This window comes from Stenotrophomonas sp. K-6, assembly GCF_056861555.1.
Genome location: NZ_JBSPUC010000001.1, coordinates 136,258 through 151,541 on the forward strand (window position 1 = coordinate 136,258; position 15,284 = coordinate 151,541).

A 15,284-nucleotide genomic window follows, 5' to 3' on the forward strand; every position below is an offset into this window, starting at 1 on the left:
ATGGATACGATGCCGCTGGATTTCCCCACCATTGCCGTGCTCGGTTTCCTGCTGTGCCTGGGCATCGCCATGGGCTTTTCACTGCTGTTGCTGGTGCTGCGGCGGCAGCCAGCGCTGCGCCTGTGGACGGCCAGCCTGTGGCTGTTGTCGGTCAGCCTCACCCTGATCGCGCTGCGGCCCTGCCTGCCGCAGGTCTCCAGCATCCTGGCCAGCAATGCCGCGGTGGCGTTGTCCGGCGTGTTGATGCTGTATGGCGTCGCCCGCCATCTGGGCCATCGCCTGCCGGCCTGGAAGCCGGCAGCGCTGTCGATCATCTATCTGGGCGCCATCGCATTCTTTCTGCTGGTCCACCCCAGCCTGGTCATCCGGCTGGACGTCTTCAGCGTGTTCGCGGTGCTGCTCAACGGCTGGATGACGTGGATGCTCCTGCGCCATGCGCCGCCTGCCCAGCGTACCAGTTGCCGGTTGGCGGCGGCCGTGTTCGGCGCGCAGACGGTGCTGTATCTGATCCGGCTGTTCCTGCCGGTGGCGGCGGATGCGGGGCAGGACATCATGCGTGCCGGTTCGCCGGTGTTCGCTACGTATCTGGCTGGGCTGATACTTGAACTGGCCCGTTGTTTTGCCCTGGTGCTGCTGCTGGTGGAACGGATGCTGGTCGATCTGCAGCGGCTGGCGCGCACGGATGTATTGACCGGCCTGCTCAACCGCGGTGCCGTGCTCGCCGATGGGGCCAACCTGCTGCACGCGGTTCGCCGCACGCCACGGCCGCTGGCCCTGTTGCTGTTGGATGTGGACCACTTCAAGAGGATCAATGACCGCTGGGGCCATCTGGCAGGCGATGCGGTGCTGCGACATGTCGCCGATGCACTGGCCGGTTGCGTGGCCGACCGTGAGCACCTGCTCGGCCGGTATGGCGGCGAGGAGTTCGTTCTCTTGTTGCCGGGGACGGACGCCGCGCAGGCCCTGCAGTGCGCAGACCGCATCCGGCGTGTGCTGCGCGAGTCACCGGCCCAGGTGGCCGGCATGCAGGTGCCAGTCACTGCCAGCATCGGGATGGCCATGGATACGGGCCGCGAGGACATCGCACGCCTGCTCGGCGATGCCGATGCGGCGTTGTACCGCGCCAAGGCAGAGGGGCGCGACCGCACCATCAGCGCAGCGCCGGCTCTGGCGGACTGACGCGTCTTTGGAGGTGCGCAGGAGAACGTTCGTACGCCGCACGACACGGAGGCCGACATGCGCCCGGTCACATCCGCACCGCGCAGTCGTCATGGCATGCTGAGACCCTTCACTCCAGGACGAGATCGACCATGCGACTTCCCTGCCGTCCCCTGGCCACCGCAGCGGTTCTGCTGCTGTCGGCCTGTCAGGCTGCCCCGGAGGCGACGCCCAAGGCGGCCGAACGCCTCTTCGGGACGCTGGCCTTCCAGCCCTGCACCCTGACCAGTGCGCAGGCCAGCGCGAATGTCGAGGCCCAGTGCGCCACGCTGCAGGTGCCGGAAAACCCGGCGGCACCGGACGGTCGCAAGATCGGCTTGAACATCGCCTGGCTGAGCGCCGGCAACGATGGCGCAGGTCACGGCGACCCCGTCTTCTTCGTCGCCGGTGGCCCGGGCCAGGCCGCCACGGAGGTTGCCGCACCGGTCAACACGGCACTTCGCGACGTGCGCAAGCAGCGCGACATCTTCCTGATCGACCAGCGCGGTACCGGCAAGTCCAATCCGCTCACCTGCCTGGATGCGCAAGGCAAGGAATTGCCGCTGGACGAGAACGCGGCGCCCAGCACCACGCTGATCGAGGAGTACGCCCGCCAGTGCGCGCAGTCGCTGACCGGCCGCGCCGACACCCGCTTCTACACCACTACCGAGGCCATCGGTGATCTGGATACGGTGCGCAAAGCGCTCGGGGTGGACAAGGTCAACCTGGTCGGTGGCTCTTATGGCACACGCGTGGCGCAGCAGTATGCCGCGCGCTATCCGCAGCACACCCGTACGGTGGTGATCGATGGCGTGGTGCCGAACGACCTGGTGGTCGGCGGCGATTTCGCCAATACCTTTGAAGATGCGATCACCCTGCAGTCGGCGCAGTGCCGCCAGGATCCGATCTGCGCCAAGCGCTTCCCGGTGGATACCCGCACGCAGCTGCGCAACGTCATGGCGACGCTGGCCAAGGCGCCGGTCGAGGTCGACTACCGCAACCCGGGCACCGGTCAGGCAGAGCATGGCGTACTGACCGCCGATTCGGTCACCGCCCTGGCCTTCATGTTCTCGTACATGCCCGAGCTGTCCTCGCTGCTGCCGGTCATGCTGGATGAAGCTGCACAGGGCCGTTATGCGCCGCTGATGTCGCTGAGCAAGATGGCCAGCCGCACCCTCGGCGTGCAGATGAACCGTGGCATGCAGTGGTCGGTGCTGTGCGCCGAAGATGCCGACCGCTACCAGGAAGGTGCGCAGGGCGACCGCGTGCTGGGCCCGGAAGTGGCGCGCATGTTCTTCGCGGCATGCCCGGCCTGGAATGCCGGCTCGCGACCGAAGGATTTCACCGCGCCGTTCGCCTCGACGCTGCCGGTGCTGCTGCTGTCGGGCCAGTTCGATCCGGTGACACCGCCGCGCTACGCCGAGCAGGTGGTCAAGCAGTTGCCCAACGGCCGTCATCTGCTCGCCAAGGGGCAGGGCCACGGGACGATCAACGCCGGCTGCATGCCGCGCATCCTCGGGCAGTTCATCGACACGGCGGATGCCAAGTCGCTCGATGCCACCTGCCTGGATACCCTCAGCCCGGTGCCCGCCTTCACCTCGTTCAACGGGTGGGCCCCATGAACCGTACTTCGACCCGCACCGGGGAGGTGCGCGCATGATCGTCGCCGAGAATCTGCATAAAGCCTTCAAGACCAAGACAGGCCTGATCCAGGCCGTCCAGAACGTGGGCTTCCACGCCGAAGACGGCCGCATCACCGGCCTGCTCGGCCCGAACGGTGCCGGCAAGACCACCACCATGCGCATGCTGTACACATTGATGGCGCCCGATCAGGGCCGCGTGCTGGTCGATGGCATTGACGCGGCGGTGGACCCGGTCGCGGTGCGCCGCCAGCTGGCGGTGCTGCCGGACGCACGCGGGGTGTACAAGCGCCTGACCGCGCGCGAGAACATCGCCTACTTCGGCCAGCTGCACGGCCTGAGCGCGGCGCGGATCCGTGAGCGCACCAAGGTGCTGTCCACGGCGCTGGAGATGGACGACATCCTCGACCGTCAGACCGAAGGCTTCTCGCAAGGCCAGCGCACCAAGACCGCGATCGCCCGCGCCCTGGTGCACGACCCGCGCAACGTGATCCTGGATGAGCCCACCAACGGGTTGGACGTGATGACCACGCGCGCGCTGCGCGGGTTCCTGCGGGGACTGCGCGACGAGGGGCGGTGCGTGATTTTCTCCAGCCACATCATGCAGGAGGTGGCTGCGCTGTGTGACCACGTGGTGATCATCGCCCAGGGCACGGTGATGGCGGCCGGCAGCGCCGATGAGCTGCGCGCACAGACCGGGGAAAGCAACCTGGAAGATGCCTTCGTCAAGGCGATCGGTACCGAAGAAGGATTGCACGCATGAGTTCGTTCGCCACGCTGTTGACCGTGATGCGCAAGGAACTGCGCGATCTCTCCCGTGACCGCCGCACGCTCGCGCTGACGCTGCTGCTGGGGCCGCTGCTGTACCCGGTGCTGATCCTGGGCATGAGCAAGCTGGCCGAAAGCCGGGTCAAGACGCAGATCGAGCAGCCGCTGGAAATTCCGATGATCGGCGGCGAGCATGCCCCCAATCTGGTGCGTTTCCTGGCATCGCAGGGTCTGAATGCGACCGAGGCACCGAAAGACCTCACCGAGGCGATCCGCAGCCAGCGGATTGATGTGGCGCTGCGCATCAGCCCGGAATTCGGCAGGGACTGGGCCGACGGCCGCCCGGCGCTGGTGGAGATCATCAAGGACAGCACCCGCCGCGCCGCCGATATTCCCAGCAGCCGCCTGGAGGCGGCGCTGGGCGGCTACAGTCAGCAGGTCGGCGCCCTGCGCCTGCTGGCGCGCGGTATCGATGCACAGGTGGCCCGACCGCTGGACGTTGCCGCTCAGGACCTGGCGACGGCCGAAGCCAAGCGCGGGATGATGCTGTCAGTGCTGTTGCCGATCCTGCTGACGATCACCTCGTTCCTGGGCGGTGCCTACCTGGTGATGGATACCACGGCCGGCGAACGTGAGCGGCAATCGCTGGAGCCGCTGCTCGCCACCCCGGCACCGCGCAGTGCGATCGTCAGCGGCAAGATCGCCGCGGCCTGCGCCGTCGGGGTGGCGTCGCTGCTGCTGACGCTGGCGGCCTTCAAGATCAGCGCGCAGCTTTCCTCCGGCGGGGTAGGCCGGCAGCTCAACATGGGCTTCGTGCCGATGCTGCAGATGCTGCTGATCATGCTGCCGATGCTGTTCATCGGTACCTCGCTGCTGACCTTTCTGTCGGCAGCGGCCAAGAGCATGAAGGAAGCCCAGAGTCACATGACCTGGCTGATGCTGCTGCCGATGCTGCCGGGGTATGCGTTGATGGTGTACCCGATCAAGAGTGAGCTGTGGCAGTTCGCGGTGCCGTTCCTGGCGCAGAACCAGATGCTGCTCAAGATCATCCGCCACGAAACGATCAGCCCGCAGATGTGGGCGGTCTACCTCGGCGCGGGCTTCGGGCTTGCGGCCCTGTTCTGGTACGCCGCCGTGCGCCGCTACCATCAGGAGCGGTTGGCAATCTCGGGTTGATGCATGAAGGGCTCCGCAAGGGGCCCTTCTTCTTAACGGGGACGGAGGTAGTTAATAACAGGGACGGAGGTAGTTAATTCGGGGGTGTCAGGTGGTTCCGGGACGCTGACCGATAGTCTGCTAGTCGCCCGTCTTCTTGACCGGTCTTCCCGCAGGCCTGCAGACCACGGACCTCTGCAATGCCCGCCCTGCCATGTCTTGGAAGCGCGGGCTGCCCAACGCGCGCTCCTGCGCGACGTAGGCCACGATCCGCTCTCGTTCGTCTGGTTGAATGCTGGCCCGCAGCCATTCGCCGTAGGCCTTCGCACGTGCTTCCGGCGTTGGGCCTAGAAGGGTGTAGCAGGGATGTGGTGTCAGCATCGGGTTGTGCTCAAGGCCGAGGTACACCCGAACGCTGGACCATCGATATTCTTCTGGAAACGCCACCATCGCGGCCCGTACCGGATTCAGCTCGATGTATCGATGCACCATCATCAGGTAACCATCGGAATCCACCAGGCACGATTTGAACCGGCCCTCCAGCAACGTACCGCTCCGCACATGTCGCTTGTTGAAGTACTGCACGTAGTTCTGCCCACACTGTCGCATGGCTGGGGCCAGCCCCTCCGCTGCGGACGGTGTGAGCAGCAGATGGACGTGATTGCCCATCAACACAAACGCGTGAATGGCGACCCCGCACCTGCGGCAGGCGTTGCGCAACAGGCGCAGGTAATGACGCCGATCTTCGTCGTCGACGAACAACGCAGCACGATTGACGCCGCGCTGTATGACATGAAGCGGGATGCCGGGGAGAACCAAGCGGGGAGAGCGGGGCATGGTCGGCTGCGTTGAGGGCGAGCCATTACCTTGCAGAGCCACGCAGGAAAAAGCGGTAGGCCCGTGGCGCGCTCAGTCGTCAGACAAGCGCGCTTAACTACCTCCGTCCCTGTCATTAACTACCTCCGTCCCCGTTAAAGAAAAAGGCCCGGATCGCCCCGGGCCTTTCGTCATCCAACGTGACGCCGCGATCAACCGCCTTCCGGCGCGAAGGCAAGCGTACGGCGGGTCGTGACCGGGGCACCGACCGGCTCGAACTTCCATCGCTTGACCGCGTTGAGTGCTTCGCGATCAAAGACGCGGGCCGGGGTGGCGCGCAGCACGCGGGCGGCGGTCACCGAGCCGTCGGTGCCAACCGTGAGTTCGACCAGTACTTCGCCGGAAATGCCCGAGCGCAGCGCGTCGGCCGGGTAGCGCGGGGCGGGCGTGCTGACCGGGCGCAGGCTTGGTGCGGCGGCGGCTTGGCGGGTCGCCGCCGCCTGCTGGGCGGCCGCCTGCTGCTGGCGCTGTTCGGCCTCGCGACGGGCGGTGGCCTGGCGCTCGGCATCCTGCGTATCACGGCGCGCGGCTTCCTGCTGCGCGGCGATCTGGCGCGCGGCCTCGGCTTCGGTGGTCTGCTGCTGCGCCAGTCGCTGTTGTTCCACCAGCTGCTTGGCGCGGGTCTCGGCGTCCTTCTTGACCTTGTCGGTCTCTTCCTGGGTGCGTTTGAGCGCAGTCTGCATGCTGCCGCTGATGCCCTGCTTCAGGCGTGGCAACGCCGGGGCGGTCGGGTCGACTTTCTCGATCAGCGCGACCAGGCGCTGGGTTTCGGCGAAGTCCTCGCGGCTCAGGTTCTGCTCGGCGGCGATCAGGGTGTAGGGCAGCAGATCGGTCAGTGCGCTCTTGACCGAGGCGTCATCCGGCGTCTTGTCGCGCAGCGCCAGGTAATACTCGATGGCATTGTCGCCGGCCGGGGCGTACATGCGGTTCTCGCGCAGCGCCTTGCTGGCCAGCTCGCGCAGTTCCTCGGTGCCCATCGACTGGACCTTGGCCGACACCGCCGGTGCGGCCGGGGCAGCAGTAGGGGCTGCAGGGGCCGCCGGCGTCGCCGGTGCGGTCTCGTCCTTGCCCGAGCAGGCCGACAGGGCCACCAACAGGATCATCGGCGCGAACAGCCGCGCCGGGCCATGAGTCTTGACGTGCGACATCCAACTCCCCTTTGAAGACGACGATACGTAGGGCCTGATGCGGTCAGGCCGACCGAAGGCCATGGACGTTTCCCGACGTCCACGGCGGACCCGCAGGTATGCAATCTAGCATCACCCCGCCCGGCCCGGGGGCCAGGCGGTGAAGGCAGGGGGCATCCTCACCGATGCCGCCACTGCCGGGCAAGCCTCAGTGCGACAGGGTCTTGCTCGGCGTGCCGTTCATCAGCTTGTCGGTATAGGCGATGCCGATGGCCGACAGGATGAAGGCGGCATGGATGATGGTCTGCCACATCACGCCGGTGGAGGTGAGGGGCGCGCACTTGAAGGCGGCCGCAGCGCTCGGACCGACCGTGCTGATGGCCGTCTGTACCGCCAAAATGTAGTCGGGGCTGTTGCACGACGGCAGGCCGTCCAGGGTGCCGGCCGCGATGAAGGTCTTGAGCAGGTGGATCGAGGAGATGCCGATGATCGACAGCGCCAGCTTCACCTTCAGCACGCTGGCGTTGACGTGGCTCAGCCACTCCGGCTGGTCGGGGTGGTTCTCCAGGCGCAGGCGCGATACGAAGGTCTCGTAGCCGCCCACGATCACCATCACCAGCAGGTTGGAGATCATCACCACGTCGATCAGGCCCAGCACCAGCAGCATGATCTCCTGCTCGCCCATGCTGTTGGCCTTGTGCAGCAGGTGCCAGAGTTCCTTGCCGAACAGGAACACGTAGACGCATTGCGCCAGGATCAGGCCCAGGTACAGCGGCAGCTGCAGCCAGCGCGAGGCGAAGATCAGGGAGGACAGGGGACTGATGGGGGTCTGGGTCGAGCTCATGCTGGAATGCTGCGTTGCGGGGACGGCGCAGCGTAACGGTCCGGCTTGACCCTGCCAAGCCGAGTGACGGACTAGACTCGGGATTCCCTCTTCGCGAGCGCCGTCGCCATGATCGATCTGTACTACTGGCCTACCCCCAATGGCCACAAAGTCACGCTGATGCTGGAGGAAACCGGGCTGCCGTACCGGATCCAGCCGGTGAACATCGGCGCCGGGGACCAGTTCACGCCTGAGTTCCTGGCGATCTCGCCCAACAACAAGATGCCGGCGCTGGTCGACCACCAGCCCACCGACGGCGGCGCCCCGCAAAGCGTGTTCGAGTCCGGCGCGATCCTGCTGTACCTGGCCGAGAAGACCGGCCGCTTCCTGCCCGCTGACACCCGTGGCCGCGTGGCCGTACTGGAATGGCTGTTCTGGCAGATGGCCGGGCTCGGCCCGATGAGCGGGCAGATGGGCCATTTCAACGTCTACGCGCCCGAAAAGATTCCCTATGCGATCGAGCGCTACAACAACGAAGTGCGCCGCCTGCACGGGGTGATGGACAAGCGCCTGGCGCAGAGTGCCTACCTCGGCGGCGATGAGTACAGCATTGCCGACATGGCCAGCTACCCCTGGATCGGGGCCTACGACAAGCTCCCGGTGGATTTCAGCGCTTTCCCCAACCTCAAACGCTGGCATGACGCGATCGCCGCCCGGCCGGCCACCCAGCGCGCCTATGCGCTGCGCGAGAAGGTGAACCCGCAGGCCGGCAAGCCACTCAGCGAGGAAGAGCGCAAGCACCTGTTCGGCCAGCGCTGACGCGGTGGTCGCTTGGCCGGTCGTGCCGGCCGCTGGCCGGCGTCCCGCAGCGGTGCGCGCGGCCGGACACCCGCCGGCCCCCGGCACGACCCGAACGGTTTTGGTTAGGATGAAGCGTTCCCCGTGCCGTTTTCCTGGCCGGGGACTGCCCAGACGCTGCCGGAACCCTCCATGCGCCACCTGTTTGCTTCGCTCGCCCTGATGCTCGCCTCGACCTCGCTCGCCCACGCAGAAAAACTGACCCTGGATGCCATCACCGGCCCGCTGCCGTTGTCCGGCCCGACCCTGATGAAACCCAAGGTGGCCCCGGACGGCTCGCAGGTCAGCTTCCTGCGCGGCAAGGATGCGGACCGCAACCAGCTGGACCTGTGGGCGTACGACATCGCCAGCGGGCAGACCCATCTGCTGGTCGATTCCAAGGTGGTGCTGCCCGGCACGGAAACCCTGAGCGACGCCGAAAAGGCCCGCCGCGAGCGCCAGCGTATCGCCGCGATGACCGGCATCGTGGATTACCAGTGGTCGCCGGATGCGCGCACGTTGCTGTTCCCGCTCGGCGGCGAGCTGTACCTGTACGACCTGAGCAAGCAGGGCAAGGCCGCGGTGCGCCAGCTCACCCACGGTGAAGGCTTCGCCACCGATGCCAAGCTCTCGCCGAAGGGCGGCTTCGTCAGCTTCGTGCGCGCCCGCAACATGTGGGTGATCGATCTGGCGAGCGGCCAGCAGATCGAGCTCACCGGCGATGGCAGCGACACCATCGGCAACGGCGTGGCCGAATTCGTCGCCGATGAGGAAATGGACCGCCACACCGGTTACTGGTGGGCGCCGGATGACTCGGCGATCGCCTTCGCCCGCATCGATGAATCGCCGGTGCCGGTGCAGAAACGCTACGAGATGTATGCCGACCGCACCGAGATGATCGAGCAGCGCTACCCGGCCGCCGGCGATCACAACGTCACCGTGAAGCTGGCGGTGATCGCGCCGCGCCGGAACGCCACGCCGCGCTGGATCGACCTCGGCCGCAACCCCGATATCTACCTGGCCCGCGTCGATTGGCGCGACCCGAAGCACCTGACCTTCCAGCGCCAGTCGCGCGACCAGAAGACGCTCGAACTGATCCAGACCGACCTGGCCAGCGGCCAGCAGCGCACGCTGGTGACCGAAACCTCGCCGACCTGGGTGCCACTGCACAACAGCCTGCGCTTCCTCAAGCAGGGTGGCTTTGTGTGGTCGTCCGAGCGCAGTGGTTTCGAGCACCTGTACCGCATCTCCGATGACGGAAAGACCGTCACCGCGCTGACCGCCGGCCACTGGCCGGTGGACGAGCTGCTGGCGGTGGACGAAGACGCAGGCAGGGTCTACTTCCGCGCCGGCATGGACAGCCCGCGCGAAAGCCAGCTGTACGCCGTGTCGTTGCAGGGCGGCGCGCCGCAGCGTCTGTCGCAGGCCCCGGGCATGCACACCGCCAGTTTCGCGCGCAACGCCAGCGTCTACGTGGACAGCTGGTCCAACACCACCACGCCGCCGCAGATCGCGCTGCACCGTGCCAACGGCGAGAAGATCGCCACCCTGGTCGAGAACAATCTTGAAGACCCGACGCATCCGTATGCGCGCTATCTCGATGCGCAGCGCCCGGTCGAGTTCGGCACCCTGACCGCCGCCGACGGCAAGACCGAACTGCACTACAGCCTGATCAAGCCGACCGGTTTCGATCCGGCCAAGCGCTATCCGGTGGTGGTGTACGTTTACGGCGGTCCGGCTTCGCAGACGGTCACCAACAGCTGGCCCGGCCGTGGCGATCACCTGTTCAACCAGTACCTGGCCCAGCAGGGCTACGTGGTGTTTTCGCTGGACAACCGCGGCACCCCCCGTCGCGGCCGTGATTTCGGCGGTGCGCTGTACGGCGTGCAGGGCACGGTGGAAGTGGCCGACCAGCTGCGCGGCGTGGCCTGGCTGAAGCAGCAGAAGTGGGTCGACCCGGCGCGCATCGGCGTGCAGGGCTGGTCCAACGGCGGCTACATGACCCTGATGCTGCTGGCCAAGGCCTCGGACAGCTACGCCTGCGGCGTGGCCGGTGCACCGGTGACCGATTGGGGCCTGTACGACACCCACTGCACCGAGCGGTACATGAACCTGCCGGGCAACAATCCGAAGGGCTATGAAGAAGCGCGCGTGCTGGCGCATATCGACGGCCTGCGCTCGCGCCTGCTGCTGATCCACGGCATGGCCGATGACAACGTGCTGTTCACCAACTCCACCGTGTTGATGAGCGCGTTGCAGAAGCGCGGCCAGCCGTTTGAACTGATGACCTACCCCGGTGCCAAGCACGGCCTGTCGGGCAGCAACGCGCTGCACCGCTACCGCCTGGCCGAGGACTTCCTGGGGCGCTGCCTGGCGCCCTGATCCCCCGTTCCTGCCACCGGCCTGACAAGGAGTTTGCCGATGACATTGCCGCCCGCACTTCCTGGTACCACCGTGCCCACCGGCTGGTGGCGACGCCACTGGCGCTGGGCCATGCCATTGGCGGTGGTGCTTGGCATTGCGGCGGCAGCGGGCGCGGTGTGGTTCGCGCTGTCGCAGTGGGCGTACTGGAGCAAATCCAGCACGCCCTACCAGGAGGCCATGCGCCGCGCGCGCTGCAACGTCGAGCTGGTCGAAGCGCTGGGTGAGCCCCTGCGCGATGGTTACCTGCCTGCTGGCTCGATGCATTCCAATGGGCAGAGCCAGTTCGTGATCGGGGTGAGCGGTCCACAAGGGAAGGGCCGCCTGTTCCTCAATGCCAAGCGCAGTGGCGAGCACTGGGACTACCCGATGCTGTATGTGGTCACCGATGCCAACGAGGCCATCGATCTGACCGCGCTGGATGATGCCGAGGCCGCCGAGCGCTGCGCGCTGGCCGAGTGCCGGGCCGAGGGCGAGTGTCCGCCGTCGCCCGCCTCGCTGGGCATCTGAGCACGCCATGACCTCCGGCCGATTGCCGCGCCGGGCGTGAGTGCGTAGGGTCGCAGGCATCCTGCCCTGGAGTTCCTGCATGAAGCCGCTTGTCCTCGCTGTCGCGCTCGCCCTGTCCGTTCCCGCCGCGCTGTCGGCCCCGCCGGCCTTGGCCGCCCCGGCGGTCGCCAAGCCCGCCGCTTCGCCCGCCTGGGTCACCCGCAGCAACCAGCTGGCGCAGATCCTGCTGGATGCGCAGGGCCCGTTCCAGCCGGAAGAAACCGGCTTCTTCGGCGTGCCGGGCTATGACGACAAGGTGGCCGACTTCGGCCCGGACAACGGCGCCCGCTACCGCGCGGCGATGACCAAGGCCCGCGGTGAGCTGCAGGCAAAGCTCGCCACCGAGCGCGATCCCAATGTCCGTCAGGACCTGGCAATCATGATCGCCGCCGCCAACCAGAACATCGAGGGCAGCGAACTCAACGAGAAGTACCTGCTGCCGTGGAGCGATACCCCGCAGACGGTGTTCAGCGGCCTCAACCTGCTGCTGTCCGACCAGGTGCCGGCCGAGCGCCGCGCCAAGGCGCTGGATCGCCTGAAGGCCTACGCCGGGCTTGCCCCGGGCACGCAGCCGGTGACCACGCTGTCGCGCCAGCGCTACGAAGAGCGCCTGGGCGACAAGACCCTGCTGCAGCCGACGAAGATCGAAGTCGAGCAGTCGCTGGCCAATGTGGATACCTACATCACCGGCATCGAGCAGCTGTTCGGCAAGTACAAGGTGGCCGGCGCCGAGCAGGCGCTGCAGACCATCGCCAGCCAGCTGCGCGAGTACCGCGACTGGACCCGTCGCGAGGTGCTGCCCAAGGCCCGCACCGATGCGCGCCTGCCCGAGCCGCTGTACGCCTACCAGCTCAAGCGCGTGGGCATCGACATCGCCCCGGCGCTGCTGATGCAGCGTGCCCAGCTGGAGTTCATGGAGACCCGCTCGGCGATGCGCCAGCTGGCGCCGCTGGTGGTGCAGGCCAAGGGCCTGAAGGTTGCCGACAGCACCGATCCGGTGGCGGTGGTTCGCGCGCTCAAGGGCGACAAGATTCCCGACGATCAGCTCGAGCACCACTACCGCGGCGTGATCGATGCGATCGACCCGATCATCCGCAAGGAAAAGATCGTCGACGTGCCGCAGCGTCCGATGCAGATGCGCCTGGGCTCGGCCGCCGAAAGCGCTGCCTCCCCGGCGCCACATTTCCTGCCGGCGCCGCTGGTCGGCAACACCGGGCAGCAGGGCACCTTCGTGCTGCCGCTGGGCAACCCGGCCGCCGGCGACAAGGCCGCGCAGTACGACGATTTCAACTTCAGCTCGGCCGCGTGGACGCTGAGCGCGCATGAAGGGCGCCCGGGTCACGAACTGCAGTTCACTGCGATGGTCGAGCGCGGCATCTCGCTGGCGCGCACGATGTTCGCGTTCAACTCGGTCAACGTGGAAGGCTGGGCGCTGTATGCCGAAGCGGAGATGGTGCCGTACGAGCCGCTGGACGGGCAGCTCATCGCGCTGCAGTTCCGCCTGCTGCGGGCCGCGCGCGCGATGCTAGACCCGATGCTCAACCTCGGCCTGATCGACCGGGCCAACGCCGAGCGCGTGCTGATCGATGAGGTCGGCCTGTCCAAGGCGATGGCCACGCAGGAGCTGGACCGTTACATGGTGCGCATGCCCGGTCAGGCCGGCAGCTACTTCTACGGCTACACCCGGATTCTTGAGTTGCGCATGCAGACCGAGCTGGCGCTCGGCGATCGGTTCGACCGGTTGGCGTTCAACAACTTCCTGCTCGACCAGGGCCTGTTGCCGCCGGACCAGCTGGCCAAGGCGGTCAATGATGTGTTCGTGCCGAAGTACAAAAGCGCGGCCAAACGCTGACGCGTTTGCGGTAGGTACCGACCGTTGGTCGGTGCGCGGTTACCGTCGCCACATCCAACAGCAGCCACGACCAACGGTCGTGGTTGCTGCGGTTCTCATCACCGCTGCGGCGTGATCGTCTGCGTCGGCAGGCGCGGTGCCGGCGGCGGATTCGGCACCCAGATGGCTACGCCGGCCGCGCGCTTCTGCGTGGTCGGGATGCCGATGCCGACCCCACCACCCACGTGCGAGCCGTAGCTGCCTGCACCGACGGACATGCCCACCGGCGAACCACTGGAGCCGACGCCCATCAGGATCACGCCGTTGGCGCCGAGGGCGGCCGCTTCACGCTTGAGCCGCATGACGGCCGCATCGGTCTGGCCCTGCGTGCCGAAACCGACCGCACTGGCCGATTCGAGCTGGGCGATTTCCTGTGACCCTGCCGGCGGGGTGGAGTAGATCTGCACCGTGGCCGGATCGACCGGCGCACGCGCCTGGCCGAGCATGACCTTGGAGGTGCTGGCGCAACCGGCGCTGAGCAGCGCCAGGCCCAGCAATGCAGCGCATCGGATGTTCATGGCGTTACCCCTGTGTGTGATGGCTGGGATGATCGGCGCTGGCGACTGAATCGGTCCCAACCCCTGCCAGCGCACCCTAGCACCGGCTCGGTGAGGCCGCCGCCAACGGCGTCTCGATGCCGCTTGCGCCTGCGCCGGGAACCGCTATGGTGGGCCACGCATTCACCTCAAGGAGCCGGGCATGGGATTGATCAGTCTGTTGTGGGGCATCATCGCGCTGCTCTGGATGATTGTGGCCCTGATCCCGCTGCTGGGCTGGGGCAACTGGTTCCTGATCCCGTTCGCCGCAGTGGGCGCGGTCATCGCCGCGATCGGCATCCTGTTCACCCACGCCAGCAAGCGCGGCCGGGCCTGGACCGGGCTGGTGCTCAACGGCATCGTGGTGGTGGTGGGCATCGTCCGGCTCGGGCTGGGTGGCGGCATCCTCTGAGCGGCCCGTACGCGGCCCGGGTGCGACCGACCGTCGCAGCTCACGGCCGCCCGGCACCATCGGCGTAGAATGATCGGCTGCCGCATCCGGCTCGGCCGGCGGTCCACGCCCGTCCGGGCGCTCTCCCTGCACCGATGATCATTCGTCCTCGTCCCCACGGCTGGCAACTGCTCTACATCCTGCGCGGCTCCATCGTTCCGGCGGTGGCCCCGAAGGTCGTGGCGATTTTGCTGCTGTCCATCGCCGTCGCCGCCCTGGCCGAGCTGTGGCATCCGCCGGGCATCGAGCGCGTGTCGGTGGCACCGTTCACGCTGCTGGGCCTGGTACTGTCGATCTTCCTCAGCTTCCGCAACAACGCCTGTTTCGAGCGCTGGTGGGAAGGTCGCAAGCTGTGGGGCCAGCTGATCTATGAATCACGCAGTCTGGCCCGCCTGTGCCAGGCGCTGCTGGTCGACGATCCAGCGCTGCGTGACCGCGTGTGCCGGCTGTGCATCGGCTTCGCGCATGCGTTGGCTGCCCGCCTGCGCGGCCGCGACATGGCGCTGGCGGCTTTGCCGTGGGTACCCGAGGCCGATCGCGCGCGGTTCGGCCAGCGCCTCAACGCGCCCGACCAGCTGCTGGCCATGATCGCCACCGACCTGGCCCAGGCGCTGCGCGCCGGTCAGCTGGATCCGTACCTGTACACCCAGTTCGAAACGCGCCTGCATGCGCTGTCCAGCATCCAGGCCGGTTGCGAGCGCATCCTGACCACGCCGCTGCCGTTTGCCTACACGCTGCTGCTGCACCGGTGCGCGTGGCTGTTCTGCGTGCTGCTGCCGTTCGGCCTGGCCAGCTCGCTCGGCTGGGCAACGCCGGTGGTCTCCGCCGTGCTGGCGTACGCGTTCTTCGGCCTGGACCAGCTCGGCGAGGAGATGGAAGAGCCGTTCGGGCTGGAATCCAACGACCTGCCGCTGGATGCGATGGTGCGCACCGTCGAAATCGATCTGCTCGACAGCCTGGGCGTCCAGCCGCTGCCCGAGCCGCTGCAACCGCGGCACTACCTGCTGCAGTAG

Annotated in this window: 14 protein-coding genes; 10 read left to right on the forward strand and 4 right to left on the reverse strand. The window is 67.1% G+C overall.

Features of this window, described 5'->3' with window-relative positions; all coding sequences use genetic code 11:
* The first annotated feature begins 9 nt into the window (after window positions 1–9).
* From AC13F7_RS00600 to AC13F7_RS00615, 4 genes are all read left to right on the forward strand, one after another.
* Window positions 10–1,179: a GGDEF domain-containing protein gene (locus AC13F7_RS00600; protein ID WP_482998926.1), complete on the forward strand. Its 1,170-nt coding sequence runs from the start codon at window positions 10–12 to the stop codon at window positions 1,177–1,179.
* Between the two features lie 131 nt (window positions 1,180–1,310).
* On the forward strand, window positions 1,311–2,819 hold the full coding sequence (locus tag AC13F7_RS00605; RefSeq protein WP_482998927.1) for an alpha/beta hydrolase: 1,509 nt from the start codon (window positions 1,311–1,313) through the stop codon (window positions 2,817–2,819).
* A gap of 34 nt (window positions 2,820–2,853) precedes the next feature.
* Window positions 2,854–3,600, forward strand: a complete 747-nt coding sequence (locus AC13F7_RS00610; RefSeq protein WP_123729868.1) for an ABC transporter ATP-binding protein — start codon at window positions 2,854–2,856, stop codon at window positions 3,598–3,600.
* The gene (locus AC13F7_RS00615; RefSeq protein ID WP_482998928.1) at window positions 3,597–4,781 is read left to right on the forward strand and encodes an ABC transporter permease; all 1,185 of its coding nucleotides are present in this window, start codon (window positions 3,597–3,599) and stop codon (window positions 4,779–4,781) included. The genes AC13F7_RS00610 and AC13F7_RS00615 overlap by 4 nt, the downstream gene beginning before the upstream one ends.
* Window positions 4,782–4,901: 120 nt before the next feature.
* Here AC13F7_RS00615 and AC13F7_RS00620 read toward each other — a convergent pair whose 3' ends face one another.
* The 3 genes from AC13F7_RS00620 to AC13F7_RS00630 all read right to left on the reverse strand — a co-directional run bounded on the left by AC13F7_RS00620 (window position 4,902) and on the right by AC13F7_RS00630 (window position 7,607).
* Complete coding sequence (locus AC13F7_RS00620; protein WP_482998929.1) at window positions 4,902–5,597, reverse strand: transposase; 696 nt, start codon at window positions 5,595–5,597, stop codon at window positions 4,902–4,904.
* A 191-nt stretch (window positions 5,598–5,788) separates the two neighbouring features.
* Complete coding sequence (locus AC13F7_RS00625; protein WP_481466973.1) at window positions 5,789–6,784, reverse strand: energy transducer TonB; 996 nt, start codon at window positions 6,782–6,784, stop codon at window positions 5,789–5,791.
* Window positions 6,785–6,971: 187 nt separating this feature from the next.
* The gene (locus AC13F7_RS00630; protein ID WP_123729872.1) at window positions 6,972–7,607 is read right to left on the reverse strand and encodes a TIGR00645 family protein; all 636 of its coding nucleotides are present in this window, start codon (window positions 7,605–7,607) and stop codon (window positions 6,972–6,974) included.
* Between the two features lie 108 nt (window positions 7,608–7,715).
* Between AC13F7_RS00630 and AC13F7_RS00635 the strand changes: the two genes are divergently transcribed.
* From AC13F7_RS00635 to AC13F7_RS00650, 4 genes are all read left to right on the forward strand, one after another.
* Entirely contained in the window at window positions 7,716–8,405 is a 690-nt protein-coding gene (locus AC13F7_RS00635) for a glutathione binding-like protein (RefSeq protein WP_482998930.1), read from the forward strand.
* Between the two features lie 171 nt (window positions 8,406–8,576).
* A complete protein-coding gene (locus AC13F7_RS00640; protein ID WP_482998931.1) occupies window positions 8,577–10,805 on the forward strand; it encodes a S9 family peptidase in 2,229 nt (742 codons plus the stop codon).
* Window positions 10,806–10,844: 39 nt separating this feature from the next.
* The gene (locus tag AC13F7_RS00645) at window positions 10,845–11,354 is read left to right on the forward strand and encodes a cytochrome c oxidase assembly factor Coa1 family protein (RefSeq protein ID WP_481466979.1); all 510 of its coding nucleotides are present in this window, start codon (window positions 10,845–10,847) and stop codon (window positions 11,352–11,354) included.
* Window positions 11,355–11,433: 79 nt separating this feature from the next.
* Window positions 11,434–13,245 carry a DUF885 domain-containing protein gene (locus AC13F7_RS00650; RefSeq protein ID WP_482998932.1) on the forward strand — a complete coding sequence of 604 codons (1,812 nt, stop codon included), beginning with the start codon at window positions 11,434–11,436 and terminating at the stop codon, window positions 13,243–13,245.
* Between the two features lie 98 nt (window positions 13,246–13,343).
* Here AC13F7_RS00650 and AC13F7_RS00655 read toward each other — a convergent pair whose 3' ends face one another.
* Window positions 13,344–13,802 (reverse strand): hypothetical protein, encoded by a 459-nt coding sequence (locus tag AC13F7_RS00655; RefSeq protein ID WP_019185443.1) that lies wholly within the window; start codon window positions 13,800–13,802, stop codon window positions 13,344–13,346.
* A 181-nt stretch (window positions 13,803–13,983) separates the two neighbouring features.
* Between AC13F7_RS00655 and AC13F7_RS00660 the strand changes: the two genes are divergently transcribed.
* Together AC13F7_RS00660 and AC13F7_RS00665 are read left to right on the forward strand one after the other, a co-directional pair.
* Entirely contained in the window at window positions 13,984–14,232 is a 249-nt protein-coding gene (locus AC13F7_RS00660) for a hypothetical protein (protein WP_482998933.1), read from the forward strand.
* Window positions 14,233–14,366: 134 nt separating this feature from the next.
* Window positions 14,367–15,284, forward strand: coding sequence for a bestrophin family protein (locus AC13F7_RS00665; protein WP_481466984.1), 918 nt, complete (start codon window positions 14,367–14,369; stop codon window positions 15,282–15,284).

What these genes read in the sequence shown, in the direction of transcription:
- AC13F7_RS00640 (WP_482998931.1), top strand. Translation starts at nt 8,577, where the DNA reads ATGCGCCACCTGTTTGCTTCGCTCGCCCTGATGCTCGCCTCGACCTCG.
- AC13F7_RS00625 (WP_481466973.1), bottom strand. Translation starts at nt 6,784, where the DNA reads ATGTCGCACGTCAAGACTCATGGCCCGGCGCGGCTGTTCGCGCCGATG.
- AC13F7_RS00655 (WP_019185443.1), bottom strand. Translation starts at nt 13,802, where the DNA reads ATGAACATCCGATGCGCTGCATTGCTGGGCCTGGCGCTGCTCAGCGCC.
- AC13F7_RS00615 (WP_482998928.1), top strand. Translation starts at nt 3,597, where the DNA reads ATGAGTTCGTTCGCCACGCTGTTGACCGTGATGCGCAAGGAACTGCGC.
- AC13F7_RS00665 (WP_481466984.1), top strand. Translation starts at nt 14,367, where the DNA reads ATGATCATTCGTCCTCGTCCCCACGGCTGGCAACTGCTCTACATCCTG.
- AC13F7_RS00610 (WP_123729868.1), top strand. Translation starts at nt 2,854, where the DNA reads ATGATCGTCGCCGAGAATCTGCATAAAGCCTTCAAGACCAAGACAGGC.
- AC13F7_RS00605 (WP_482998927.1), top strand. Translation starts at nt 1,311, where the DNA reads ATGCGACTTCCCTGCCGTCCCCTGGCCACCGCAGCGGTTCTGCTGCTG.
- AC13F7_RS00650 (WP_482998932.1), top strand. Translation starts at nt 11,434, where the DNA reads ATGAAGCCGCTTGTCCTCGCTGTCGCGCTCGCCCTGTCCGTTCCCGCC.
- AC13F7_RS00600 (WP_482998926.1), top strand. Translation starts at nt 10, where the DNA reads ATGCCGCTGGATTTCCCCACCATTGCCGTGCTCGGTTTCCTGCTGTGC.
- AC13F7_RS00635 (WP_482998930.1), top strand. Translation starts at nt 7,716, where the DNA reads ATGATCGATCTGTACTACTGGCCTACCCCCAATGGCCACAAAGTCACG.
- AC13F7_RS00645 (WP_481466979.1), top strand. Translation starts at nt 10,845, where the DNA reads ATGACATTGCCGCCCGCACTTCCTGGTACCACCGTGCCCACCGGCTGG.
- AC13F7_RS00630 (WP_123729872.1), bottom strand. Translation starts at nt 7,607, where the DNA reads ATGAGCTCGACCCAGACCCCCATCAGTCCCCTGTCCTCCCTGATCTTC.
- AC13F7_RS00620 (WP_482998929.1), bottom strand. Translation starts at nt 5,597, where the DNA reads ATGCCCCGCTCTCCCCGCTTGGTTCTCCCCGGCATCCCGCTTCATGTC.
- AC13F7_RS00660 (WP_482998933.1), top strand. Translation starts at nt 13,984, where the DNA reads ATGGGATTGATCAGTCTGTTGTGGGGCATCATCGCGCTGCTCTGGATG.